Here is a 24382-nt window from a genome sequence, read left to right on the forward strand (position 1 = left end):
GACGACAGGAAGCATGCTTGTCCTCAATGTTGGGTGCGCCGACAAAGCCGACGCGTACGAGACGTCGGCCCTGGCAGAGCGGGTCAGGGGTCAGGGTCAGGAGTCGAAGGGTGACGCAACCGCTCAGGCGGCGTCGAGCGCAGTAAGTCCGGTGAAGTCGAGCTCGACGCCGTGACCTGGTCGGTCGGGCGCTGTCGCATACCCATCGGTGATCTGCATGGGCTGAGCGATGAACTCGTCCAACCCGAAGCCGTGGGCTTCCATGAACGTGCGATGCGGAGCAGCGGCGAGCGAGTGGATCGTCAAGTCGTGCACACCGTGCGACGTGAGGCTGAGATTATGCGCTTCGGCCAGCGCCGCGACCTTACGGAACCCGGTGTATCCGCCGATGTTACTGACGTCGGGCTCCGGCAGCGTAAGCGCGGAGCGTTCGATCGCCTGAGCGAAATCGTAGATCGTGTGCAGGTTCTCCCCCGCGGCGATCGCGTGCTGCCCGTGCGCGACGATGCGTGCATTGCCGACAACATCGTCGGGAATCGTGGGCTCCTCGATCCACGTCAGATCGAAAGGCAGGAATGCCCGCGACGCGCGGAGAGCCTCGTCGACGTTCCACTTCATGTTGGCATCCACCATGAGCGGGAATCCCTCGCCCAGGTGCTCGCGCATCGCGGCAACGCGCGCCACGTCTTCGCGCAGGTCGGCACGACCGACCTTCATCTTGATCGCTCGGAACCCCTGAGCTAGGAACTCGTCTGCTTGCTCGAGTAGCCGCGCAAGCGGGAATTCGAGATCGATACCACCGGCATACACCGGCACCCGTGGGTCGTACCCTCCGAACAGCTTCCACAGCGGCATCCGGGTCTTCACACCGATGAGATCCCACAAGGCGATGTCGACAGCCGAGATCGCAGACGTCTGGTGACCGCCGCGACCGGCGTAGTGCAAGCACCACCACATGTCCTGCCAGAGGCGCTCGATCTGATCGGCGTCCTTCCCGATGAGACAGGTAGACAGGTCCTTCTCGATCATCGTGGCGACGGCAGCACCGCCGTGATTCACGGTGTACGTGTATCCGACTCCGGTGGCGCCATCGCTGTCTTCGATCCGGACGGTGATGAGCTCGAAGTCCATCATCACGCCGTGGGTGCTGTCGGTGAGGTGGTTCGCCAGCGGCACGCGGTAGAGGTCGGTGCGCACGCGTTCGATGACCGCCATCAGCGTGCTCCGTCCGCGAGTTCGGCCAGCTTCGCCTGGAACGCCTCATTGCCCTTTTCGGGACTCACTCCGAGTTCGTACTTCAACTTCTGGGTCTCGTCCGCGCGGAACGCCTTGAGGTAGCCCCACTCCCCCGTGACGTCGTGGCAGAGGCCCCAGCGCAGCCCATCCAACGGCTCCTGGGTGGGGGCGTCGACCCGCAACGGGCCCGCAGCGATCGGGGGATTCGGTACGTATGACTGAATCTCGAAGTTCACGCCGTCAGGGGCGAACTGGATCGTGTTTCGTTCTGGCCCGTCGGTGGTGAGCATTGCAGCCACACCGCCCCCGTGCAACCACAAGCACGTCTCGTGGCCGCTGTTCGTGACCGGGTTCAGCTCGGATCGCGTGTACGGACCCTCGATGCGATCAGCGATCGCGACGCCCCACTTCGTTGAGCGTCCGCCCGAGGTGAAGCGCTCCCCCATCTGCTCACCCTTGTAGTAGAGGAAGAATTTTCCGTTCAGTGGGAGCAACAGCGGGTCGTGAACCTTGTGGCTGTCGAAGTCGCCTTGCGAGAGCACCGCGAGGCGGTCATCCTCTTCTCCCGCCCACTCTCCGTTGGGCGCCGGCTCGAGCAGCGGCGCCGAGGCCTTGGTCCACGGACCCTCTGGCCGATCGGCTGATGCCATGGCGATGGATTCGAGGCTTCGGAGCCGGTAGGGGGATTGCACGACCTGGTACACCAGGTAGTAGCGTCCTTCGTGCTCGAGCACCTCTGGAGTGAACACCGAACGGTCGTCGTACTGCCCCGGTGCGCCGACTCCGAGGGCCCTGCCTTCTTCTTTCCACTCCACGCCGTCCACGCTGGTGGCGTGCCAGATCTCGGACCAATCCCACGGGAAGACCTTGGCGAGGGGATCGCCCGTGCCGAAGCCGACCGCATCCCCGGTCGACTTGGTGTACCAGACGTGGTAGGTGCCGTCCTTCAATAGAACACTGGAGGGGTCACGGCGGTGGACGCCTGGCTCGGGAACGAGACCGGTGATGTCTTCCTCGGTGAAGTCGCAGAACCACTGCGGGTCTGATGAATACGCGGCGGCTCGCTGGCTCGCGGCGCTGAGGATGGGTTTGGGCATAGCTCGGATGGCCTTTCGGTCTTACTTGATTGCGCCGCCGACGCCGCCGATGGAGAAGTATCGGTTGAGCGCGGCGAAGATGATGACAGGTGGGAGCAGCATGACGACGGACATGGCCATGACCGGGCCCCAGTCGGTGGAGTTCTGCTGAAAGAAGTACTGCAGGCCGATCGGGAGCGTGAAGTTGTCTTCGCTGCGGAGGAATACGACAGCCACCAGATAGTCATTCCACGCAACCAGGAAGCTGAAGATGGCGGCCGACAGAATACCGGGGTACGAGTTGCGCACCACGATTCGAACGAAGGCGCCGAAGACGCTGGCGCCGTCCACCCAGGCGGCCTCTTCGAGTTCGAACGGAATGCTGTCGTAGTACGACGCCATCATCCAGCACGTGACGGCCATGCTCCCCGCGATGAAGATGATCGCGACCCCAGCCAAGCTATCGGCAAGCCCCAACGCGGCGAAGACGACGAACAGGGGGATGACGATGACGATCACCGGCAAACCCTGCACGACGAACAGAGTGAGGGAGTACCCGCGCGCGAATCGGTTCATCAGACGGGACAGGGGATACCCGGCCATCGCACCGATGATGACGCCGAACACCGTGGTCCCCAATGTCACCATAAGACTGTTCGTCAGATAGGTGAAGACCGGAGTTTCGGTGAAGATCTCGGTGAAGTTGTCGAACGTCCAGATCGTTGCGCCTGAGAGCGTCTGTCCACCTTGAAATGACAGCACGATGATATTGAGGATCGGGGTGAGGATGATGACCGTGACGATCGCCATGACGGCAGAGGTGATCCACCCGCGGATGCGACGCTTACGTTCGAATCGCGACATCGGTCGGGCAGGCACACTCTGGGAGCCGCCCCGGGCGACGACCAGGTTCTGAGTTTCGCTCATGATTGCGCTCCGATCAGTTCGCGAGAGGGGCACGATTAATGCGCCGGAAGAAGTACACCGATACCGCAACGATCACAATCGTGATCAAGAAGGCAACAGCCACGCCGTACCCGGTGCGGAAGTCCTGGAACACCAGCCGGTAGGCGAAAACCACCAGCGTGTTCGTCGCCCCGACCGGGCCTCCACCGGTGAGGAGATAGATCGTGGGGAAGTCGTTCACTGTGAAGATCGCGGCGAGAACCCAGCTGATGTAGATTGGCTTCGCGATGATCGGCAGGATGATGTACCGCAACTTCTGCCAGGCAGTGGCCCCGTCGATGCGGGCGGCTTCCTCGACACTGTGGTCGACCGATTGAAGAGCCGCGTTCATCATCAGCATCATGAACGGGAAGCTGCCCCAGATCTTGAAGACGATCACCGTGATCATCGCCCACGTCGGGTCAGAGAGGAACTGCACGTCACCGAACCCCAGCGCGCGGAAGAGAGCGGGGACAGGGCTGCTCTGCGTGGCGACAAGGAAGTTCCAACTGGTTGTGGACACGACCACCGGCACGACCCACGGCAAGAGGAGGAGGAGGCGGAATCCGGATCGCCCCGGGAAAGGGTTGCGCAGCACGAGCGCGAACGTCATCCCGATGATCCAGCTGATACCGACGGAGGCGACGGTGAATATCAAGGTGAACCAGGCCGCGTTCCAGAAAGCCGGGTCCAGCAGCGCGGTCGCGTAGTTCTCCAGCCCGACGAAGTCGCCGGCACCGGTGATGCCGCCGTCATGAAGCGACTGCCCGATGGCGAACACGAGGGGGTAGGCGTTGATCGCGACCAGGAGCAGGATGGAGGGCGCCAGCAGCGCCGCCATGGTGGTGTTCCGCCCGGGCGAGAGCGATCCACGCGTGCCCGAGGGTCCCTTCCCGCCCGGCACCAAGCTCTTGCGGCTCGGTCGCTTGGTCACCAATAGTTCCGTCGTCGTCATTTCTCCGCCAACTTGTCTGATCTCGTGTTCGCCATGGCAGGCGCCTACATGACCTTTTCGATCTCGTTCTGCAGTGTCTGCATGATCTCTTCAGCGCTCTTCTCCGCCTGGATCACTTCTTGGGCCCAGGTCGTGATCGCCTGGCCACCATCGATCGCGTTGATCTCGGGGAATGCCTGGTCTGCGTTCGAGAACAGCGGGCGACCGACGGGCAGCCACTCTTCGATCGCCTTGACGAGGTTGCGATTCTCCTGAACCTCGGGCAGGTCGACGGTGCTCTGCAGGACCGGGATCTTGTTCAGGACGCCCAGCTTCCAGTACTCCTCCATCGCGCTCAGGTAGTACACGACGAAGTCTTCGACAGCCTCGACGTCCCAATCGCCTCGGCCGGTGTACATCATCAGGTCACTGGTGTATGCCTGTGTGCCGAAGGTCCCGTTGGGGCTCGCAAGCGGGCTGCCGATGAGCGTGTCTGCCGCGAGGGCGGGATCCTCGAGCGACTGATCAAGATCGGGCGGCATGATCGTCATTGCCGCCTTGCCTGCGATGAACTGCTCATTGACGTTCGCCGTCGAGTAGCTGACGCTTCCGGGGTCGAAGATGCCGTCGATCGACAGCATCCGCGCGAACTCGACAGCCTCGAGGTTGCGGTCCGTCATCGTGTCCGGCTCGCCGGCCGCATTGAACAGTCCACCCTCGTTGTTGAACACGAGCGAGAGAAGCGTCTGGTAGGCATTTCCGCCGCCACCACCCGAGGCGATGAAGCCATATACCCCGTTCTTCTTCAGGGCGAGCCCCGCGGAGTGAAGCTCGTCCCAGCTGGTCGGAACGTCGACCCCCGCCGCTTCGAGCAACGACTTGCGGTACCAGAACATACGGGCGTCGACGTTCCACGGCAGCGCGGTGTAGACACCGTCGTACTTGAACTGGTCGATAGTGCCCGGCAGGAAATCGGCAATCTTTCCGCTGGCCTCCAGCTTCTTCAGCACACCGTCCGCGGGGTGGATGGCGTCCTGCACGTAGTACTGCAGCGATTGGAAAGCGCCGCCGGTACTGATCGCCGGACCCGTTCCCGCCGCCACTGCGGAGCTGAACGTCTGGAGCCAGTTGTTCCATGGGATCGACTGATAGGTGGCGCCGGGGAGATCTCCGCTCGGCGAGTAGCTCTTGGTGATCGATTTGCCAGCGTCAATGTACGCCTGCCCCGGCGACCCCCACGGCATGTCCCAGAACGGCAGCCGGGAGGAACTTCCGTTGCTGTTCGAACCTCCTCCGCCCGGGGAGCAGGCTGCGAGAAGGGCGAGGCTGGCCGCACTCATCCCACCAACCAGAAAACCTCGACGGGAGATCCCCCGAGGATCGAAAGATGACTTCGTCATTGCAATCCCTTTCAATGCGTCATTGCGAATGCAGGTGTGGCGCTACCGATCAGAGAACCGGTTTTTCAGAGTGTAAGCGGAAGAGTGCGCAGCGCGCAACCCCGGGCGTGAATTGGCGTCAGTTCGCGATGCGACGCGTCGCGACCGACTTGCGCTCCACCACTCGGTATCCATCCGGCAATCGGTATTCCGCGGGCTTCTGAGTGGTGAGCTGCTCAACGAGTGCGTCGACCGCAGCGACGCCGAGAGCGTCCAGGGGCATTGCAACAGTCGTCAAAGGCGGGTCAAGGTACTCGGCCACTGACAAATCGTCATACGCGATTACCGAAAGGTCCTCGGGCACCCGCAGCCCACGCTCCCTCGCAGCCTTCAGCGCACCGACTGCCTGTCCGAACGTCGACGCATAGAGGGCTGTCAAGTTCGGGTACGCAGCCAGGAGTTCGCCGGCCGCCTCGAAGCCGCCGCGCTCGCTGAACTCTCCGTGCGCGATGCGCGCGGGGTCGAGACCGAGCGATGTCATCCGGTCGACGAAGCCTTCTCGTCTCGACCGTGCCGGATGCAGGTCCGGCGGGCCGGCGGTGAGGCCGATTTCGCGATGGCCGTGCGAGTGCAGATAGTTCACGGCCAGGGCGCTGGCCCCGTGCATGTCGAGCCCGATGTTGCGGCCGGAGCCCTCGACTTCGCGGTTCACGAACACATGTGCCACTGACGTCGGATCCTGCATGAGCCGGTCCACCAGTGGGTTGCCCGGGCGCGCAGAAGCAACGAGCAGACCATCGACGCGTCCTGAGACGACGAGCTCGGCGTAGTCGTCCGGACCGGCCGGCGCATCAGGCGTGTCCTCGGCGATCAGCAGCACATAGCCATGCTCCTTCGCCCGCCGGAAGGCCCCGCGCATGATCGCGGCGTACACGGTGTTGGTCAGGTCCGGAATGAGAAGGGCGAACGCACCCGTGCGCGACACCGAGAGCGCACGGGCGCCGGCGTGCGGGCGATAGCCCAGCTCTTCGGCGACAGCCTTGACCCGCTCGCGAGTCTCGGGTCGAATCCGCAGGCTGCGGTCGTCGTTCATGATGCGCGAGACGATCGACTTCGTCACCCCGCTCCGCTCAGCGACATCCACGAGGCGCGCACGTCCCCGCAGCGTCGAAGCGGCAGCATCCGGCGATTCGCCCTTGTCCATCTGCGATTCGCTCATTCGGCCCCCTGCTTCATCGCCATTCCCAGCCGATCCGTCGGGCGGGGTTACGAATAGCATAGGGACGTTGCCCTCTGCCCACGGATCCGCTAGGGTGAAAAACCGGTTCCCTTATGAATCCGATCACGAAGACATTGGCGTCGACCTGCGGCGCCGAGGAAGGACCTCGCGTGGACGTGCGATCGATCTTCACAGTTGACAGCCTGCTCGGCGCCGAGCCTGGCCACGTCATCGGCGGTGTGCGGCGGACGGAAGGCAGTGGCGATCCGCTCCCCGTGGTCAACCCCGCCACCGGCGAGCACGTCGCGGATGTCCCGTCGGCTTCCGCCGAACTCGTCGCGGAGGCTGTCTCACTCGCCGTGCAGGCTCAGCGCGAGTGGGGGCGGCGCAGCCATACCCAGCGCGCGCGGGTGCTGCGGAGCATCCACACGCTTCTCGGCGAGCACGCGGAAGAGATCGGCCGGATCGTCGCCGTCGAACAGGGCAAGCCCTTTCGAGACGCCGTCGGCGAGATCGGTGGAGCGCAGAACTTCTTCGAGTTCGCCATCAGCCAGCAGTACCGAGAGATCGGCGAAGTGCTCGCCACCGAGTCCGGCGAACAGTTGACGGTGCGCGAGGTTCCCATCGGTGTGGTCGGTGCCATCCTTCCCTGGAACTTCCCCGCCGCGATCTTCGCACGAAAGGTAGCACCGGCGTTGATGGCCGGCAACGCCATAGTGATCAAACCGAGCGAGTTCACGCCCCTGTCGGCGATGGCCCTGGCCGAACTATGCCGACGCGCCGGCGTCCCGGACGGTCTGGTGAGCGTTGTGTGTGGCCCCGGACGGCAGACCGGAGCCGCGCTCGTGGATCACCCCGATGTCGGAATGATCACGATGACGGGCTCGACCCGCGGCGGACGCGAGATCATGCGCCAGGCTGCCGAGAAGCTCATTCCGGTGTCGCTGGAGCTCGGTGGCAAAGCTCCATTCATCGTGTTCCCGGATGCGGATCTCGATGGTGCAGCGAAGGATGCCGTGGATGCGCGTCTCTGGAACGCCGGTCAGGTGTGCACCTGCAATGAGATCACCTATGTGCACGAAGACGTGCGCGACGAGTTCCTCGAACGCGTGCGCGCTCACCTGCGTGCCGTCGAGCCCAAGGACCCCTTCGATCCGTCCTCGGCACTCGGACCTCTCGTCGCCGACCGCGAGTGGAACAAGGTCAAGTCCATGGTCGACAGGGCCGTTGAGCAGGGCGCAACCCTGGAGATGGGCGGCGGGCGTCCCGAAGGCGAAGAATTCGCCACCGGGAACTGGTTCGCGCCCACCCTGCTGACTGGTGTGACGGCCGAGATGGACATCGCACGCAGCGAGGTCTTCGGTCCGGTGCTCTCGCTGACCACATTCGCCAGCTACGACGAGGTGGTGGCACGCGCCAACGCCACACCGTACGGCCTGTCGGCGTACGTCTACAGCCGCAATCTCCACACCGTGATGCGGGCCTTGGACGACCTCGAGTTCGGTGAGATCTACGTCAACAAGGCCGGCCCCGAACGTCCCCAGGGATTCCACACGGGCTGGAAGGATTCTGGACTCGGCGGCGACGACGGCGTGCACGGCTACGAGCGCTATGTACGGCGGAAGACGGCCTACGTCGGCTACGGCCCCGAGTACGGAGAGTGAGCGCCGCAATGAACGGAACAACTGTGCCCGCGGCCGCCTATGCGGGAAACGGGCAGATGACGATCGTGGATGCCCCCACCTCGCCGCCCGCTGCGGGGGAAGTACAGGTGGAAGTGGCCTACGTCGGCCTGTGCGGCACCGACCTTCATATCCTTCACGGCAACATGGATGCGCGCGTGACGATGCCGGCCGTCATCGGACACGAGATGAGCGGCTCGATCGCTGAGGTAGGGTCCGACGTCACGGACTGGAAAGTGGGCGACCGCATCACCGTAATGCCCCTCGCCTGGGATGGCACGTGCCCCGCGTGCCGAGCAGGCAATCAGCATATCTGCCAGAACCTCGACTTCATCGGGATCGACTCCCCCGGCGCCCTTCAGAGCCGGTGGAATGTTCCGGCGGCGGCTCTCGTGCGACTGCCCGACGACCTCGACCTGCAGATTGCGGCACTTGCCGAACCTGTCGCGGTCGCCGTCCATGATGTGCGGCGCGGCGAGGTGGCGGCCGGAGACAAAGTGGTCGTCATCGGAGGAGGCCCCATCGGCCTCCTCATCGCCTCGGTCGCGCGCGTCGAAGGAGCGGACGTCCGCATCATCGAGTTGGATGCCACGCGGTCACAGGTTGCGCGGGAGCTGGGCTTCAATGTCATCGATCCTCGCGCCGAGGACCAGCAGGCGACGGTGGAGGCCTGGACCGGCGGCGCGGGTGCCGACGTCGTGTTCGAGGTATCCGGCGCGTCGGCCGCCGTGCTCGGGGCAACGTCTCTCGCGAAGGTGCGCGGAACCATCGTCGTGGTTGCCATCCATCCCGACCCGCGACCGCTGGACCTTCAGCGCGTGTTTTGGCGCGAGCTGAGAATCCTCGGCGCGCGCGTCTACCAGCGCCGGGACTTCGAGCGCGCCGTTGATCTGCTCACGGAGGGATCCATCCCTCACGAGACCATGATCACGGACGTTCTTCCTCTCGACCAGACCCAGGCGGCCTTCGAACAGCTGCAGTCGGGCGGAGCCATGAAGATTCTCGTCGATGTCCAAGCGGGAGGCGCGGCATGACGGTGTGCGACCACCTGGGCGCGTTCGACCTGACAGGCAAGCGAGCCATCGTCACGGGCGCCGCTCGTGGCATCGGGCTGGCGATCGCTCGGGGTCTGGCCGAAGCGGGAGCTGACGTCGTCGGCGTATCGGCGACCTTGGCGCCCGGCGACAGTCCCGCGCGTCGCGCGGTCGAAGCGACCGGTCGCACCTTCAGCGCGCACGCCGTCGACTTCTCCGACAGGGGTGCCGTGATCGACTTCGCTCGCCACGCGACTGCAGCGGGGCCGGTCGACATCCTTGTCAACAACGCGGGCACGATCAGACGGGCACCCGCCGCCGACCACTCTCTCGAAGACTGGGACCACGTCCTGCAGGTGAATCTCTCCAGCCAGTTCGTGCTCACGCAGGAAATCGGACGACACATGCTCGAGCGAGGGCAGGGCAAGGTGATCTTCACCGCGAGCCTTCTCAGCTTCCAGGGAGGGATCACCGTTCCCGGTTACACGGCATCCAAGTCCGCCATCGCGGGCCTCACCCGTGCCCTGGCCAATGAATGGACGGCAAGAGGCGTCACCGTCAATGCGATCGCTCCCGGGTACATCGCCACCGACAACACGCAGGCGCTCCAAGAAGACCCGAGCCGCTCGCGCAGCATCCTGGAGCGAATCCCGGCCGGTCGTTGGGGCCGTCCGGAAGACCTCAAGGGTGCCGTCGTGTTCCTCGCCTCTTCGGCAGCCGACTACGTGTCAGGGATCACCCTCCCCGTCGACGGGGGATGGCTCGGCCGATGACCATCTCCACGCACGCTCTCTTGCCCTCGTCGCCGATCGTTCCAGTCGTCACCTCAAGGACGCCACCCACGCCGCGGCACTCGCTGATACGGCAATCGGACTGGCCCGTCTCGGGGTGGCTGCAGCGCGCCCGGGCTCATGGTGAAAGAGCGCCGCTCGTCGACGCAGACGTCCGTCTCGTACTACCGCGCCGGTAGCGCCGGCAGTCGGCTCACGCCCGGGGACATCCCTGCGGGGATCATCGAGAATGCCCGCGTTCTGCACGTGACCGGCATCACGCCGGCGCTGTCAGGCGACACCATGGAGACGATCTTCGCCGCAATCCGACGTACGCGAGCAGCGGGAGTGCTCGTCTCCTTCGACGTGAATCATCGTTCTCGTCTCTGGGATGCCGGTCTCACCCGACCTGTTTACCGCGAGCTGATCGCGTCGAGCGACATCGTCTTCGCCGGTGTCGAAGAGGCTGCCCTGGCGCTCGACACTTCAGAAACGAGCGCTCTCCTTCCCACACATGACCTCGCCGCGCTCGGTCCGTCGGAGGTCATCATCAAGCGTGGCGCGGAGGGAGCTGACGCTCACATCGACGGGAGCGCGTTCCACGTCGACGCGGTGCCGGTGGACGTCATCAACACCGTGGGCGCGGGTGACGCATTCGTCGCGGGCTACCTCGCGGAGCGGGTGCGTGCGGCGAGCCCGGAGTCGTGTCTGCAGATGGGTGCATCCGCAGGAGCGTTCGCCTGCACCGCGGCCGGCGACTGGGAGTCTCTCCCGACACGCGAGGACGTGGCATCTCTTACCCGAACGAATCCCGTCGCTCGCTGATCTCCGCAAATACGGTCTCGTCGTCGACAAATGGAGATAAACGGTCAGACGAAGGACTTGTCCGACTACGCCTGGTCAGACGGTCACGCTGAACTAGCGCACCAAGAGGAGGAGGGCGTTCCGTGCTCGGGACGCCCTCCTCCTCTTTGAGCGCGAGCTACCAGTCGCCGTGCGATCCGTCGTCGTGGACGAAGACCGGGGTCCGCCAGTCGCCGGCGTATGCGCGCTCTGCAAACAGATCCTCGTCGGGTTGGACTCCCAGCCCCGGAGCCGCCGGGAGTTCAATGGAGCCGTTGATGATCTCGAAGGGCTCGACGAGCAGGCCGTGGCCGAGATCGCTGCCATCGTCCATCGACGGATGCTCTTGGATCACGAAGTTCGGAGTGCACGCGTCAAGCTGCAAGCAGGCGGCGAGCGAGATCGGTCCCAAAGGGTTGTGGGGCGCGACGCTGATGTACTGCGCCTCCGCCATCGCAGCGATCTTCCGCGACTCGAAAATGCCGCCCGCGTGACAGAGGTCGGGCTGGACAACCGAGACCGCGCGACGGTCGATGAGCTCGCGGAACTCCCATTTGGTGAATCGTCGCTCGCCGGAGGCGATTGGAACGCTCGTCGCCGCCGCGATCTCGCGGAGGGCATCGACGTTCTCCGGAAGGCACGGCTCCTCAACCCAGAGCGGGTGGAGTGGCTCGAATCCTGAAATGAGCTGCTTCGCTGTGGCGGGCGAGATGCGGCCATGCATGTCGATAGCAATGTCGAAGTCCGGGCCCACCGCCGAACGGATCGCCGCCAGCCGGCGAACCTGGCGTTCGACGTAGTCTTGGGACTCGAGCGCGCGGGCTGGGCCGTCGATCCCGATTTTGATGGCTGTGAGCCCCTGCGCCTGCGCGCGGAGGGCCGCCTGTACGAAGTCCGCATCCGTTTCTCCGCGGCCGTGACCGTACATCCTGATCCGGTCACGAACGCGCCCTCCAAGGAGTTCATACACGGGGGCGTTGTAGAACTTCCCTTTGATGTCCCACAGAGCATGCTCGAGACCACTGATCGCACTCACGCCGATGGCGCCGCCGCGATAGAACCCGCCCCGGTACATGACCTGCCAATGGTGTTCGATCATTCGCGGGTCCTTGCCGATGAGGTAATCAGCAAAATGACGGACAGCTTCGGCCACGACAAGCGACTGCCCCTCGACCACGGGCTCGCCGTAGCCCGTAATCCCGCAATCGGTATCGACGGCGACGAAAGTCCAGCGCGGTCGAACGTGGAAGATTCGAACTCCCGTGATTCTCATTGTCCTACTTTCGAGTTCGAGGCTGCCCGGAAAGAGCCCGCACATGATCTGCGGATATGGTTCGTGTAGCGCCGCTCAGCGACACCGCCGACGCTCCCGCTTCAAGAAATGCGCTCGCGTTTTCAGCATCGACCCCGCCCGTTGCCACGAAGCAAGCGTGCGGGAAGGGACCGAGCATCGCCCGAACCATCGATGGGCCGAGCACGCTCGCGGGGAAGAGTTTGAGCCAACGATGCCCCGCAGCACGGGCGGCGATGATATCTGACGGCGTCATGACGCCGGGAAGGTGCGGCATTCCCGCGCTGAGGCTTGCTGCCGCGGCCTGTGGGTCCCAGCCGGGCGCCACAATGCAAGCGGCGCCGGCTTCTCGTGCGAGGTCGACGGCATGTGCATCGGTCATTTCACTGCTCCCGCCGTCATGCCACTCACGATTCGCTTCTGCAAGAAGATGAAGATCAATGTGAGGGGCACGAGCGCATAAAGGGATGCTGCCATCAGATCATTCCACTCGATCCGGTACTGGCCGATCAGCTGGCCGATCCCCACCGGCACGGTCTTCTTGTCTTCGCTGGACGTGAGGACCAGCGCGAACAGGTACTCGTTCCAGCCGCTGATGAACGCGTAAATGGCCGTCGCTGCCAGACCGGGCATCGTCAGCGGAAGGATGATCTGAAAGAAGGTTCGGACCCTCCCGGCTCCGTCCATCTCAGCTGCGCTGTCGAGCTCAGTCGGTATGGATCGGAAGTACCCCACCATCATCCAGGTGCACAACGGAAGTTGGAACGAGACGTAGACGATGACCAGGGCGGTGCGCGTATCGATGAGCCCGAAGTTCTGGAACAGCTTGAAGTACGGGATCAGCAGCATGATCGAGGGGAACATCTGCGTCAACAGCAGGAACGTCATCAGCGAACCTCTGCCGCGGAACTCGAAGCGTGAGACACCATATCCGGCGAACGTCGCGAAAGCGATGGCGATCACTGTCGACAATGTGACCACCACGATCGAGTTCGCGAAGTAGGTGGCGAAGGGATAGTCAGTGAAGACCCGGGCGAACGCGTCGAACGTAGGACGGACCGGGAGCCATCGCACAACCTGCGAGAACAGTTCCTCTGACGGCTTCAGCGCGGTCGACAGCATCCATGCGACCGGCACCAACACCACTAGCGAAGCGAACGCAAGCAACCCATATGCGACGGCATTGCTTGTACGGACTGCGTTATTCGTCGTCACGATGAAGGACTTTCTGGTAGATCCCGCTCAAGACGAGACAGATGAGGAGAACGATCACGGCCGTGGCGGCGGCATCTCCCCACTGGAAGCTCTTGAAGGCGCGCTGATAGATGTCAATGCTCACGACGTTCGTCGCGCCAGCAGGACCACCGTTCGTCAGCAGCCACACGATGGTGAAGTGTTTGAACCACCACGCCGTCTCCAAGACGATCACGGCCAGGAGGACAGGACGGATCGAGGGGAGCGTCACATGCCAGAACTGCCGAGCGGCGCTGGCGCGATCGAGCGAGGCTGCTTCGTAAAGCTCGCGCGGAACGGTCTGCAACCCCGCGAGCACGAGGATCATGACCAGCGGATAGCCCTTCCAGATCGCGGCCACAGCGACGGCGAAGAGCGCGAGGTTCGGGTCGTCGAGCCACGCAACAGGCTGGTCGATGATCCCCAGCGCTTCAAGATTCGCATTGAAAAGCCCGTAAATCGGGTTGTACATCCACTTCCAGATCAGCGCTACGACGACCTCGGGGAACAACCACGGCAGGATCAGCACCACGCGGAAGAACGTGGTGAACCGCAGCCCGCGGTTCAAGAGCAACGCAAGGCCGGTGCCCACCACCAGGTTTCCCGCCACGACGAGAAATGCGAACGCGAACGTGATCCCGATGGACTCGTAGAAGCTCTGGTCCTGCGCGAGCCGGGCATAGTTCTCCAACCCGACGAAATCCCACCGGTTGACGAGGTTCGTGTCGAAAAAGCTCAGCGCCATGCCATAGACGATCGGGTACGCCACCAGCGCGAGCGTGGCCAGCAGAACGGGCAGCGTAAAGAGCCGCCCGGCAAGGGCATCCCGTGCAGAACGACCCCCCGCCCGCCCGCGCTTGTTGTACGCGGGCGGGCCGGTATGCGCCGAAGCCGGAGCGATAGTCGGGCTAGCGGGCATTGTCGATCTCTTCCCTTGTGACGCGTGCCGCTTCCGCTCCCGACTCTCCAGCCGTCGACTGCTCCAAGATCACACTCTGGTACGCCTCGGTTCCGGCGAGCAGAACTGCGGGGTAGAAGGTCGCCTGCGGAGGCGCATAGCCGTACGGGATCGCGTCGACGAATCCCGCGAGGCTGCCGCCTGCATCCGTGATCTGTTCCAGAGCGCCGGTCCGCATCGGCAGCCGGCCGGTGGCATCCGACCACTTCACCTGGTTCTCGTCGTTGAGGAGGAACTTGAGATAGTCGGCCGCCACCTCTTTGTTCTGACTGGTCTCGCTGATACTGTAGCCGCCCAAGCCCAGATTCGCCGCCGGCTTGTGGCCCGGAGCGTGCGGCAGCGGGACAGCGGCAAGCTTGCCGTCGAGATCGGGATTCTGCGCCATGATCGCACCGATGGCGTTCGATCCGCTCACCATCATCGCTGTCGTGTCGCTACTCATGAGGTTGACGGCCTCTGGGTACGAAGTGCTCAGAGTCCCCACGGGTGTGACCTCGTACTTGTTGACCAGGTCACCATAGAGCTGGAATGCCGCTTCTGCCTCGGGCGAGTCGTAGGCGGTCTCCCATCCATCGTCCGCGACTTCGAGCTCGGTAGCGCCGAACGATCTCAGGATGGGAACGAAGCGTCCGGCGCCCGAGAGATCGGCAGAACCGAGGAGAGCGACCCCCCAGCGGTCAGTCTCGCCATCGCCATCGGTGTCCCCTGTCAGGTCCTGCGCCACCTCGGTGAACTCATCCCAAGTGGCGGGCGGTGTCAACCCTGCCTCATCGAACCAGTCGGCGCGGTAGATCAAGCCGGTGGGAATCGAATACCACGGGGCGAACACCATCGCATCGTCGATCGTCGCCTGCTCGATGCCACTTTCGGCGAAACCGGAGACGAACTCCGCGCCGAGGACCTCATTGAGGTCAGCGGGTGCACCCAAATCCACTGACTTCGGAGCGAAATCTGGACTGTTGAAGAAAATGTCGGGCAGGGTCCCACTCGACGCCATCGCGATGAGTTTGGGCTGAAGCTCGTTCGAGGGCACCCCGATGAACTCGATGGTCACATTCGGATTCTCGGCCATGTACGCGTCGGCGATGGCCTGCTCGACCTCTCCATCCGGTTGTTCCACGATGGTGCCGCTCAAGATCGTCACCGTCACCTCACCATCGCCGTCGGCGCCGCCCGCGCTTGCAGTGCACCCAGCCGTGCTACCGACGACCAAGACCGCGGCCGCAAGACCGACGAGTCGTTTCGTGTTCTTCATTTCTCTCCTCTGCGGAGCGCGCCTTGTGCGCTCACTTCGTTGTGGTTGCAGATAGTGCAACAAGTAGTGCAGTGGACGCACCCCCGCGCGCACCTACTCTTGCATAGCTCTTTACTGTGCGCAACCGGTATTCCAGCGAACCTACGAGGGAGAGAGGTTGGACTGGGCCTACACCGCGTGTAACCGCGGTGTCGTGTGCACTGAGCGCACACGCTTCGCAGTTGGCGCCTAATCATCGGAGGACTCATGGCGAGCTCGGTGGACGGCGCACTCGACGTGATCGCACGGCTTTCGGCGAGCCCTCAATCCCCGAGCGCGCTGGCACGCGAGTTGGGCGTTCACCACTCCACTGCCCTTCGGTTGGTTCAGACTCTAGAGCTGCGCGGATTCGCCCGTCGTGGGGCCTCAGGACGATGGGTTGCCGGGTTCGAGCTCATCTCGATCATGCAAAAGTCATTGGGCGCAATCAGCGTGCGTGAAGTCGCCCGACCACAACTGCAGCTCCTGAGCAACCATCGGTCACACCTCCACCTCGCGGAGCGAGTAGAGACTGACGTCATCTACATCGGCAAGTTCGACGGTGGCGGGCATGTGGAAATGCGCTCGCGTATCGGCGCCAGGGCGCAGCTGCACACAGCCGCCGTCGCCAAAGCCCTCGTGGCCTTTGCCCCAGCTGGCGCACGCGCGCTCGCGATGAGGAAGATCGATTACGCGCGTTACACTCCCACGACGATCACAAGCGAAGAACAGCTATCGAGGGAGTATGAGCTGATCAGCCGCCGGGGCTGGGCAGTCGACGATGGCGAGTTCGAAGATTGGCTCACCTGCATCGCGGTGCCCGTGTTCGATAGGAATGGCGACGCCGTCGCAGGGATATCGCTCACGTCTCTACGGGCCATCGCTTCGGTCGATCAATTGCAGCGAATGCTGCCTCTCATCCTAGGTACACGCGACTCGATCTCCCGCGAACTCGGTTGGAGCGGCACAGTCACCCGTTGACAGCCACGTCTCCCACACATGCCAACGTCGAGCGTCTGCCCGACGCGGTCATTCAAAGAGCTCATGCGAGCCAGTCGCCGACGCAGCGAATCCAGTGTCGAAGACGTCGCCGAACACCCCTCCTCAGCTCCGAGAGGGTGACGTCGGCGGCATCGGGTTCCAGGACGGCGTCAGCCTGCACGTTCGCTCATGGCAGGAAGGTGCGCGGTGCACGCCCATCGACCTCGACCGTGCTCAGACCCAAGCGGATCCGAGCACGGCTGAAGTGGCGAGACCTGACTCAAGATCAGCGCATCGTCGGAATCTCGACGACCAGGTGCTCGCTGAGTTCGTCGAGGTCGACGCGGATGAGCCGACCAACGCGATACCCGCGCACGGTTCCTTCTGAGATTCAGCGGCGAAGCGTCTTGATCGAGATGCCGAGCCTCTCGAGAGCGACCGCAAGAGACACCGGGGATCGCGCTGTGCGATCGCCCGAATCGTAGGTGGCCATCTCGATTGCCCCTCTCGCATCCGCTCTCATCTCATAGGTGAGCACGCACGTCCCGCGGCGCGGCCGAGCCGGCACCGCTCGCAAGCGCGGGCCGCGACTCGATCGCTAATGCGGTCAGCGAGCTCGCGACCCCGTTCCAGCGTGGCGTGCTGATAGAGCAGCACGACGCGGATGTCAGCGTGACCTTCGACCGGCGGCGCTCTTTAGCTCGTTCGAGTAGTCATCCTCGGTGCGCGCGATGTAGGTCTGCCCGCCGGGGCGTGACATCGCGCCTGCCAGCGACCGATGGAAGCTTGCACTGGCTTCCCCCACGCCTCTCGCCGGATCGACGCCGCCTCTGTCGCTCGCGCGGAACGCATCACGCCCTTTCCTGGTCAGGAGCGGACTTACGTGGACAGGCGTGCCACTCCGCAGCACTCCGCGCGACGGGAGTCGACGGACACCTTCTGATCAGGAATTTATCCCGCAGCTCAATACACGATGTGGCACGCTGTGGCACGCGCCCGACGGCACGGCGTAGCCGAGTTCGGGCTGCTGAGCCACCCCGCTCTTGCCATCAGGTTTCACAGTTGGATCAAGTCCCGGTGACAGGATCATCTTGGATAGGGCGATAGATCCCTTCACCTGACATCCGAAATCTATCGCTTAGAAGTCCCAGTCCTCGTCTTCGGTGGCCTCGGCCTTGCCGATGACGTACGACGAACCGGAACCCGAGAAGAAGTCGTGGTTCTCGTCCGCATTCGGCGAGAGCGCGGACAGGATCGCCGGGTTCACGTTCGTCACGGTGGACGGGAACATCGGCTCGTAACCGAGGTTCATCAGCGCCTTGTTGGCGTTGTAGTGCAGGAACTTCTTGACGTCTTCGGTGAGACCGACCCCGTCGTAGAGGTCCTGCGTGTACTGCACCTCATTGTCGTAGAGCTCGAAGAGCAGGTTGAAGGTGTAGTCCTTCAACTCGTCGCGGCGCTCCTGGGTCTCCTTCTCGAGGCCCTTCTGGAACTTGTAACCGATGTAGTAGCCGTGCACGGCCTCGTCACGGATGATGAGGCGGATGAGGTCGGCCGTGTTCGTGAGCTTCGCCTTGGACGACCAGTGGATCGGCAGGTAGAAGCCCGAGTAGAACAGGAACGACTCGAGCAGGGTCGAGGCGACCTTGCGCTTGAGCGGGTCATCACCCTGGTAGTAGTCCATGATGATCTGCGCCTTCTTCTGAAGGTTCGCGTTCTCCGTGGACCACCGGAACGCCTCATCGATCTCCTTCGTCGACGCGAGCGTCGAGAAGATCGAGGAGTAGCTCTTCGCGTGCACAGACTCCATGAAGGCGATGTTGGTGTACACCGCCTCCTCGTGCGGAGTGATCGCGTCAGGGATCAGCGAGACAGCGCCGACCGTGCCCTGGATCGTGTCGAGCAGGGTGAGGCCGGTGAAGACGCGCATAGTGAGCAGCTGCTCTTCCGGCGTCAGCGTGTTCCACGACTGCACGTCGTTCGACAGCGGCACCTTCTCAGGCAGCCAGAAGTTGTTCACCAGGCGGTTCCAGACTTCGAGGTCCTTGTCGTCCTGGATGCGGTTCCAGTTGATCGCCTGCACGTGGTCGACCAACTTGAGCTTCTCTGGGGGGGTCATCGCATTTCTCTCTGTTCCAAAAATCCCTGATCAGCGAATCAGAGCATGCAGCTGACGCACTCGGACATGTCCGTGCCCTCGAGCGCCATCTGACGGAGGCGGATGTAGTAGATCGTCTTGATGCCCTTGCGCCATGCGTAGATCTGCGCCTTGTTGATGTCGCGCGTGGAGGCTGTGTCCTTGAAGAACAGCGTCAGCGACAAGCCCTGGTCGACGTGCTGGGTGGCAGCGGCGTACGTGTCGATGACCTTCTCGTAGCCGATCTCGTATGCGTCCTGGTAGTACTCCAGGTTGTCGTTCGTCATGAACGGCGCCGGGTAGTAGACGCGGCCGAGCTTGCCTTCCTTGCGGATCTCGATCTTCGACGCGATCGGGTGGATCGAGCTCGTCGAGTTGTTGATGTAGGAGATCGAGCCGGTCGGCGGCACAGCCTGCAGGTTCTGGTTGTAGATGCCGTGCTTCTGGATGGATGCCTTCAGCTCAGCCCAGTCCTCCTGCGTGGGGATGTGCTTGCCCGCGAAGAGCTCCTTGACCTTCTCGGTCTCAGGCACCCACGCGCGGTCGATGTACTTGTCGAAGAACTCCCCCGACGCGTACGTCGAGTCCTCGAAGCCGTCGAAGGCGACGCCACGCTCGATGGACAGCAGATTCGATGCCCGCAGCGCGTGGAACAGCACCGTGTAGAAGTAGATGTTCGTGAAGTCGATGCCCTCTTCGGAGCCGTAGTGCACGTGCTCGCGAGCGAGGTAGCCGTGCAGGTTCATCTGGCCGAGGCCGATGGCGTGCGAGCGGTCGTTGCCGTCTTCGATGGAGCGCACCGAGGAGATGTGGCTCTGGTTGCTCACCGCGGTCAGGCCGCGGATCGCCGTCTCCACGGTGATGCCCAGGTCATCGGCATCCATCGCCAGAGCGATGTTCATCGAGCCGAGGTTGCACGAGATGTCCTTGCCGATCTGGTCGTACGACAGATCGTCGTTGTACGTGGTCGGTGTGTTCACCTGCAGGATCTCGCTGCAGAGGTTGGACATGTTGATACGGCCCTTGATCGGGTTCGCCTTGTTCACCGTGTCCTCGAACATGATGTACGGGTAGCCCGACTCGAACTGGATCTCGGCGATGGTCTGGAAGAACTCGCGCGCGTTGATCTTGGTTTTCTTGATGCGCGGGTTGTCGACCATCTCGCGGTACTTCTCAGTGACCGAGATGTCGCCGAACGGGACGCCGTAGACCTTCTCGACGTCGTACGGCGAGAACAGGTACATGTCCTCGCCGTTCTTGGCGAGCTCGAACGTGATGTCGGGAACGACGACACCCAGCGACAGCGTCTTGATGCGGATCTTCTCGTCGGCGTTCTCCCGCTTCGTGTCGAGGAAGCGCATGATGTCGGGGTGGTGCGCGTTGAGGTAGACCGCACCGGCGCCCTGACGTGCACCGAGCTGGTTGGCGTAGCTGAAGCTGTCTTCAAGAAGCTTCATGACCGGGATGATGCCGCTGGACTGGTTCTCGATCTGCTTGATCGGCGCGCCGGCCTCGCGGATGTTCGACAGCAGAAGAGCCACGCCGCCGCCGCGCTTGGAGAGCTGCAGCGATGAGTTGATGCCGCGCGAGATCGACTCCATGTTGTCTTCGATGCGCAGCAGGAAGCAGCTGACGAGTTCGCCGCGCTGCGCCTTGCCTGCGTTGAGGAAGGTCGGGGTCGCCGGCTGGAAGCGCCCGGAGATAATCTCCTCGACGAGGTTGATCGCGACCTGCTCGTCGCCATCGGCGAGCCCGAGTGCCGTCATCACGACGCGGTCCTCGAAGCGCTCCAGGTAGCGCTTGCCGTCGAACGTCTTCAGCGTGTAGCTGGTGTAGTACTTGAACGCGCCGAGGAACGTCTCGAAGCGGAACTTCTTGCTGTAGGCGAGGTCGTTGAGCTTCTGGACGAACTCGTCGGAGTACTTCTCCAGCAGAGCGCCGTCGTAGTACTCCTTCTCGACCAGGTAGTCCAGGCGCTCCTTGAGGGAGTGGAAGAACACCGTGTTCTGGTTCACGTGCTGCAGGAAGTACTCCCGCGCTGCGCGCTTGTCGGCGTCGAACTGGATCTTGCCGTCCGCGTCGTAGAGGTTCAGCATCGCGTTGAGGGCGTGATAATCGAGGCCCTCGTATGCAGCGTTCGCCTTGAATGCGGCCTGCTCGGTCACTGCGTCATGCTCTTCAACTGCAATACCCACCATCGTTCCAATCCGTCGCTCACGCGATCTACGTCGTCCTGCGTGCCGAATACTTCGAACCGGTACAAGTGCGGCACATGACACTTGCGGCTGATGATGTCACCGGCGACGCCGAAGGAGTCGCCGAAGTTGGTGTTGCCTGCGGATATCACTCCGCGGATGTTGCGCCGGTTGCCCTCGTCGTTGAGGAACCGGATGACCTGCTTGGGTACAGCCCCCTTCTCCTCACCCCTGCCCTGGCCTCCGCCGTAGGTGGGAGTGACGAGCACGTAGGGTTCGTCGATCGTGAGGTCGCCGTCACCCCGGTGCAGTGGGATTCGTTGCCCCGGCAGGCCGAGCTTCTCGATGAACCTGGCCGTATTGCCCGAGGTGCTGGAGAAATAGACCAGGAGCGGCGTGGCCGTCGCGACTGTTGTCATGACTCACCCCTTTCGCTCCTGCGATCGTCTAAGGTCCTACGCCAGACGAGAGGCGAGAGCGTCGATCTTGTCGGGACGGAAGCCCGACCAGTGGTCCTCGTCGGTGACGACGACGGGTGCTTGCAGGTACCCGAGCGACTTGACGTGTTCGAGTGCCGTGGCGTCTTCAGAGACGTCGTGAATCTCGTATTCGATGCCCTTCGCATCCAGCGCGCGATACGTCGCGTTGCACTGAACGCACGAAGGCTTGGTGTAGACCGTGATCGACATTTCTTTCCCCTCAGATCTTAGTTTTCCGGCAGACCCCCCGCCGGGACTTCAATACTACATATAGGTACGGACATTGAGAGTGACCACAAGGGATAGTAGTTACATCCGTGTAGTTTTCCACCGCTCTCCACTGATACAACACAGGTTGTCCACCGTTTCATCCACAGATCGCGACCTCTTTTCGAGGGTCGCGAAGCGCATGATCTCGCGGTTCTCAGGTGGTCATCGCAAATCCATCCACAGGTGGCACGCTACGCGCGGGTTCGGACATCCGATTACCTGTGGAGAGAGTTGGTCGGCGTGTCGCGGCGTGTCGTGTGCGCGGACCTGCGCAGCACCTCCGGCGACCCGAGTACCGTTGTCTCGTGGCGGGATATCGGGACCTTCTTCGCACCCCAGGGGTGGGGCGCATGATCGCCGCTCAGCTGACCGCACGCTTCCCCAGCGGCATGGCGTCGCTGGCGATCCTGCTGCATGTCGAACAGCAGACCGGCTCCTATGGCGCCGCCGGCCTCGTCCTCGCCTCGACGTCTGTGGGTCAGGCCGTCTCCGGCCCCGTCACGAGCCGCTGGATGGGTGCGTGGGGAATGCGCAGGGTCCTCGCCCTGACTGCCACCATCTGCACCCTCGCAGTACTGGCCCTCGGGCTGCTCCCTCTGAATCTGGCAGGTTACATGGCGTTCGGGTTCATCGCCGGCCTGTCGACCCCGCCTATTCAGTCAGCCGTGCGCACCATCTACCCGAAACTGGTCAACTCCTCTCAGCTGACGCCGCTCTTCTCGCTCGATGCCTCGCTGCAGGAGATCATCTGGATCCTGGCGCCGGTCGTCATCACACTGGTCTCCACGCAGGTCGGCACGACCGAGGGTCTCGTGCTCGTCGCGATCGTCCTCGTGCTCGGCTGCGGATGGTTCATCCTCAGCCCTGAAGTGGGTCGGGTACGCATCCCCCGCAGCCGCAGGGCTCTGGGGCGCGTACTTCTCAAGCCCCCGGTCGCCCTGGCCACCGCCATCGGCTTCCTCCTGATCGGTGCGTGTTCGGCAGTGGAGGTCGGCGTCGTCGCCACCTTCGAGCACGGCAGTCTCGAGGCCGGAGTCGTGCTCGCCATCTTCGCCGGTGGCAGCCTGGTGGGCGGGCTGTCGTTCGGCCACATCCCCGTCGGTCCGTGGGCGATGGCGCGGCGCCTGCTCATCGTCACCGTGGGCCTCACCCTCACCATGGTCATGCTCAACGCCTACTGGCTGGGCGGGGCGCTCTTCCTCGCCGGACTCGGTGTCGCCCCTGCCCTCGCCGTGCTCTTCGCCATCACGACCGCGAGCGTGAAGTTCAGCGAGACCGCGGAGGCATTCGGGTGGGCCGGGACCGGCCAGCTGATCGGCGCGGCCGCCGGCTCCGCCATCGCAGGATTCCTCGTCGACGGCACTGGCGGAGCACAGGGCGCGTATCTGGCGGCCGTGCTGTTCGCTATCGTCGGTGTGATGGTCTCCGTGATCTTCGTCCGGGCTCTGCCCGATCTGCGCGATCGCGACCCCAGTCCCTTTCCTGACACCGAACCAGTGGCGGTCCACCCTTCATGAGCACCTCTTCTCTTCAAGTCACACGCACGCCAAGCACTCCCCCAGAGGTCGTGTGCGTCGGCGAGACCATGGCGCTGGTCACGCCGACGGATGGCGCGCTGTCCCAGGCGCACGCGGCCTCACTGGGGCTCGCCGGGGCCGAGTCGAACGTCACCGCGGGGCTCGCCGCCGCAGGCCACAGTGCGGCCTGGGCATCGCGTCTCGGCGATGACCCGCTCGGCGCGCGTATCTCCGCCGAGCTCGCCCGGCGCGGCGTCGAGCTGTGGGTCGAGCTCGATCAAGACGCCCCCACCGGCGTCATGTTCAAGGACCCGGCAGCCGAGGGGTCGTCCGTCTACTACTACCGCCGCGGCTCGGCCGCCTCTCGCATGGCGCCGGGGCATCTGTCCGTCGATCAGCTCACGGGTGTGCGGATCGTGCACACCACCGGCATCACCCCCGCGCTCTCCCCCTCCACCAGTGACATGGTCGACCGCCTGTTCGAGGACGCGCGCACCGCCGGCGCGCTGGTGTCGTTCGACGTGAACGATCGTCGCGCGCTGTGGTCGATGGAGGATGCCGCGGCCACTCTCGCCCGGCTGGCGAACGCCGCCGACATCGCACTGGTCGGGCGCGACGAGGCCGAACGCATCTGGGGCACGTCGACGGCCGAGGAGATCAGGGCCTTCCTGCCGGACTGTGCTCTGCTCGTCGTGAAAGACGGTGATGTGGGCGCCACGGCATTCGAGGGCGATGCCGAGCCCGTCTTCGTCCCCGCCCCCGTGGTCGAGGTCGTCGAGCCGGTCGGAGCCGGTGATGCGTTCGCCAGCGGCTTCCTCGCCGCGACTTTGGAGGGCAGGCCTCTCGCCGAGCGTCTGTCCGCGGGGCACGTCGCGGCAGAGCGCGTGCTCACGATCGCCGCTGACATGCCGCCCATCTCCTGAACCCCTC

Annotated in this window: 22 protein-coding genes; 7 read left to right on the forward strand and 15 right to left on the reverse strand. The window is 63.7% G+C overall.

Features of this window, described 5'->3' with window-relative positions; genetic code table 11:
• Positions 1–123: 123 nt before the first annotated feature.
• From HDC95_RS12010 to HDC95_RS12035, 6 genes are all read right to left on the reverse strand, one after another.
• Positions 124–1215, reverse strand: a complete 1092-nt coding sequence (locus tag HDC95_RS12010; RefSeq protein WP_259063754.1) for a mandelate racemase/muconate lactonizing enzyme family protein — start codon at positions 1213–1215, stop codon at positions 124–126.
• Positions 1215–2333: a glycosyl hydrolase gene (locus HDC95_RS12015; RefSeq protein WP_259063755.1), complete on the reverse strand. Its 1119-nt coding sequence runs from the start codon at positions 2331–2333 to the stop codon at positions 1215–1217. Before HDC95_RS12015 ends, HDC95_RS12010 begins: the two co-directional genes overlap by 1 nt.
• 21 nt (positions 2334–2354) lie before the next feature.
• Positions 2355–3239 carry a carbohydrate ABC transporter permease gene (locus HDC95_RS12020; protein WP_259063757.1) on the reverse strand — a complete coding sequence of 295 codons (885 nt, stop codon included), beginning with the start codon at positions 3237–3239 and terminating at the stop codon, positions 2355–2357.
• 13 nt (positions 3240–3252) lie between these two features.
• On the reverse strand, positions 3253–4212 hold the full coding sequence (locus tag HDC95_RS12025; protein WP_259063758.1) for a carbohydrate ABC transporter permease: 960 nt from the start codon (positions 4210–4212) through the stop codon (positions 3253–3255).
• 44 nt (positions 4213–4256) lie between these two features.
• Complete coding sequence (locus HDC95_RS12030; protein ID WP_259063759.1) at positions 4257–5531, reverse strand: ABC transporter substrate-binding protein; 1275 nt, start codon at positions 5529–5531, stop codon at positions 4257–4259.
• Positions 5532–5709: 178 nt separating this feature from the next.
• Positions 5710–6789 (reverse strand): LacI family DNA-binding transcriptional regulator, encoded by a 1080-nt coding sequence (locus tag HDC95_RS12035; RefSeq protein ID WP_259063760.1) that lies wholly within the window; start codon positions 6787–6789, stop codon positions 5710–5712.
• 170 nt (positions 6790–6959) lie between these two features.
• Here HDC95_RS12035 and HDC95_RS12040 point away from each other — a divergent pair, with 170 nt between their 5' ends.
• The 4 genes from HDC95_RS12040 to HDC95_RS12055 all read left to right on the forward strand — a co-directional run bounded on the left by HDC95_RS12040 (position 6960) and on the right by HDC95_RS12055 (position 11100).
• Positions 6960–8453 (forward strand): aldehyde dehydrogenase family protein, encoded by a 1494-nt coding sequence (locus HDC95_RS12040; RefSeq protein WP_259063761.1) that lies wholly within the window; start codon positions 6960–6962, stop codon positions 8451–8453.
• Positions 8454–8461: 8 nt separating this feature from the next.
• Positions 8462–9505 carry a zinc-binding dehydrogenase gene (locus tag HDC95_RS12045; protein ID WP_259063762.1) on the forward strand — a complete coding sequence of 348 codons (1044 nt, stop codon included), beginning with the start codon at positions 8462–8464 and terminating at the stop codon, positions 9503–9505.
• Positions 9502–10278: an SDR family oxidoreductase gene (locus HDC95_RS12050; protein ID WP_259063763.1), complete on the forward strand. Its 777-nt coding sequence runs from the start codon at positions 9502–9504 to the stop codon at positions 10276–10278. Before HDC95_RS12045 ends, HDC95_RS12050 begins: the two co-directional genes overlap by 4 nt.
• A gap of 138 nt (positions 10279–10416) precedes the next feature.
• The gene (locus tag HDC95_RS12055; RefSeq protein ID WP_259063764.1) at positions 10417–11100 is read left to right on the forward strand and encodes a sugar kinase; all 684 of its coding nucleotides are present in this window, start codon (positions 10417–10419) and stop codon (positions 11098–11100) included.
• A gap of 157 nt (positions 11101–11257) precedes the next feature.
• Here HDC95_RS12055 and dgoD read toward each other — a convergent pair whose 3' ends face one another.
• The 5 genes from dgoD to HDC95_RS12080 are packed head-to-tail and all read right to left on the reverse strand — an operon-like array spanning position 11258 to position 15855.
• Complete coding sequence (gene dgoD, locus HDC95_RS12060; RefSeq protein WP_259063765.1) at positions 11258–12391, reverse strand: galactonate dehydratase; 1134 nt, start codon at positions 12389–12391, stop codon at positions 11258–11260.
• A 4-nt stretch (positions 12392–12395) separates the two neighbouring features.
• A complete protein-coding gene (locus HDC95_RS12065; RefSeq protein WP_259063766.1) occupies positions 12396–12791 on the reverse strand; it encodes a bifunctional 4-hydroxy-2-oxoglutarate aldolase/2-dehydro-3-deoxy-phosphogluconate aldolase in 396 nt (131 codons plus the stop codon).
• On the reverse strand, positions 12788–13555 hold the full coding sequence (locus HDC95_RS12070; protein WP_259063767.1) for a carbohydrate ABC transporter permease: 768 nt from the start codon (positions 13553–13555) through the stop codon (positions 12788–12790). The genes HDC95_RS12065 and HDC95_RS12070 overlap by 4 nt, the downstream gene beginning before the upstream one ends.
• 55 nt (positions 13556–13610) lie before the next feature.
• Complete coding sequence (locus tag HDC95_RS12075; RefSeq protein WP_259063768.1) at positions 13611–14561, reverse strand: carbohydrate ABC transporter permease; 951 nt, start codon at positions 14559–14561, stop codon at positions 13611–13613.
• Positions 14551–15855, reverse strand: coding sequence for an ABC transporter substrate-binding protein (locus HDC95_RS12080; RefSeq protein WP_259063769.1), 1305 nt, complete (start codon positions 15853–15855; stop codon positions 14551–14553). The genes HDC95_RS12075 and HDC95_RS12080 overlap by 11 nt, the downstream gene beginning before the upstream one ends.
• Positions 15856–16101: 246 nt before the next feature.
• Here HDC95_RS12080 and HDC95_RS12085 point away from each other — a divergent pair, with 246 nt between their 5' ends.
• The gene (locus HDC95_RS12085) at positions 16102–16854 is read left to right on the forward strand and encodes an IclR family transcriptional regulator (protein ID WP_259063770.1); all 753 of its coding nucleotides are present in this window, start codon (positions 16102–16104) and stop codon (positions 16852–16854) included.
• Between the two features lie 1138 nt (positions 16855–17992).
• On the opposite strand, the gene nrdF is transcribed toward HDC95_RS12085, so the two are convergent.
• The 4 genes from nrdF to nrdH are packed head-to-tail and all read right to left on the reverse strand — an operon-like array spanning position 17993 to position 21875.
• Positions 17993–18973, reverse strand: coding sequence for a class 1b ribonucleoside-diphosphate reductase subunit beta (gene nrdF / locus HDC95_RS12090; protein ID WP_259063771.1), 981 nt, complete (start codon positions 18971–18973; stop codon positions 17993–17995).
• Between the two features lie 38 nt (positions 18974–19011).
• On the reverse strand, positions 19012–21189 hold the full coding sequence (nrdE, locus tag HDC95_RS12095; protein WP_396652703.1) for a class 1b ribonucleoside-diphosphate reductase subunit alpha: 2178 nt from the start codon (positions 21187–21189) through the stop codon (positions 19012–19014).
• Positions 21153–21605 carry a class Ib ribonucleoside-diphosphate reductase assembly flavoprotein NrdI gene (gene nrdI, locus HDC95_RS12100; protein WP_259063775.1) on the reverse strand — a complete coding sequence of 151 codons (453 nt, stop codon included), beginning with the start codon at positions 21603–21605 and terminating at the stop codon, positions 21153–21155. Before nrdI ends, nrdE begins: the two co-directional genes overlap by 37 nt.
• Positions 21606–21641: 36 nt before the next feature.
• A complete protein-coding gene (gene nrdH / locus HDC95_RS12105; RefSeq protein WP_259063777.1) occupies positions 21642–21875 on the reverse strand; it encodes a glutaredoxin-like protein NrdH in 234 nt (77 codons plus the stop codon).
• Positions 21876–22240: 365 nt separating this feature from the next.
• On the opposite strand from nrdH, the gene HDC95_RS12110 reads away from it, so the two are divergent.
• On the forward strand, positions 22241–23452 hold the full coding sequence (locus HDC95_RS12110) for an MFS transporter (RefSeq protein ID WP_259063778.1): 1212 nt from the start codon (positions 22241–22243) through the stop codon (positions 23450–23452).
• Positions 23449–24375, forward strand: a complete 927-nt coding sequence (locus HDC95_RS12115; protein ID WP_259063779.1) for a sugar kinase — start codon at positions 23449–23451, stop codon at positions 24373–24375. The genes HDC95_RS12110 and HDC95_RS12115 overlap by 4 nt, the downstream gene beginning before the upstream one ends.
• Positions 24376–24382 lie beyond the last annotated feature (7 nt).

The organism is Microbacterium sp. AK031, from assembly GCF_024807145.1.
Taxonomy (GTDB): Bacteria; Actinomycetota; Actinomycetes; order Actinomycetales; family Microbacteriaceae; genus Microbacterium.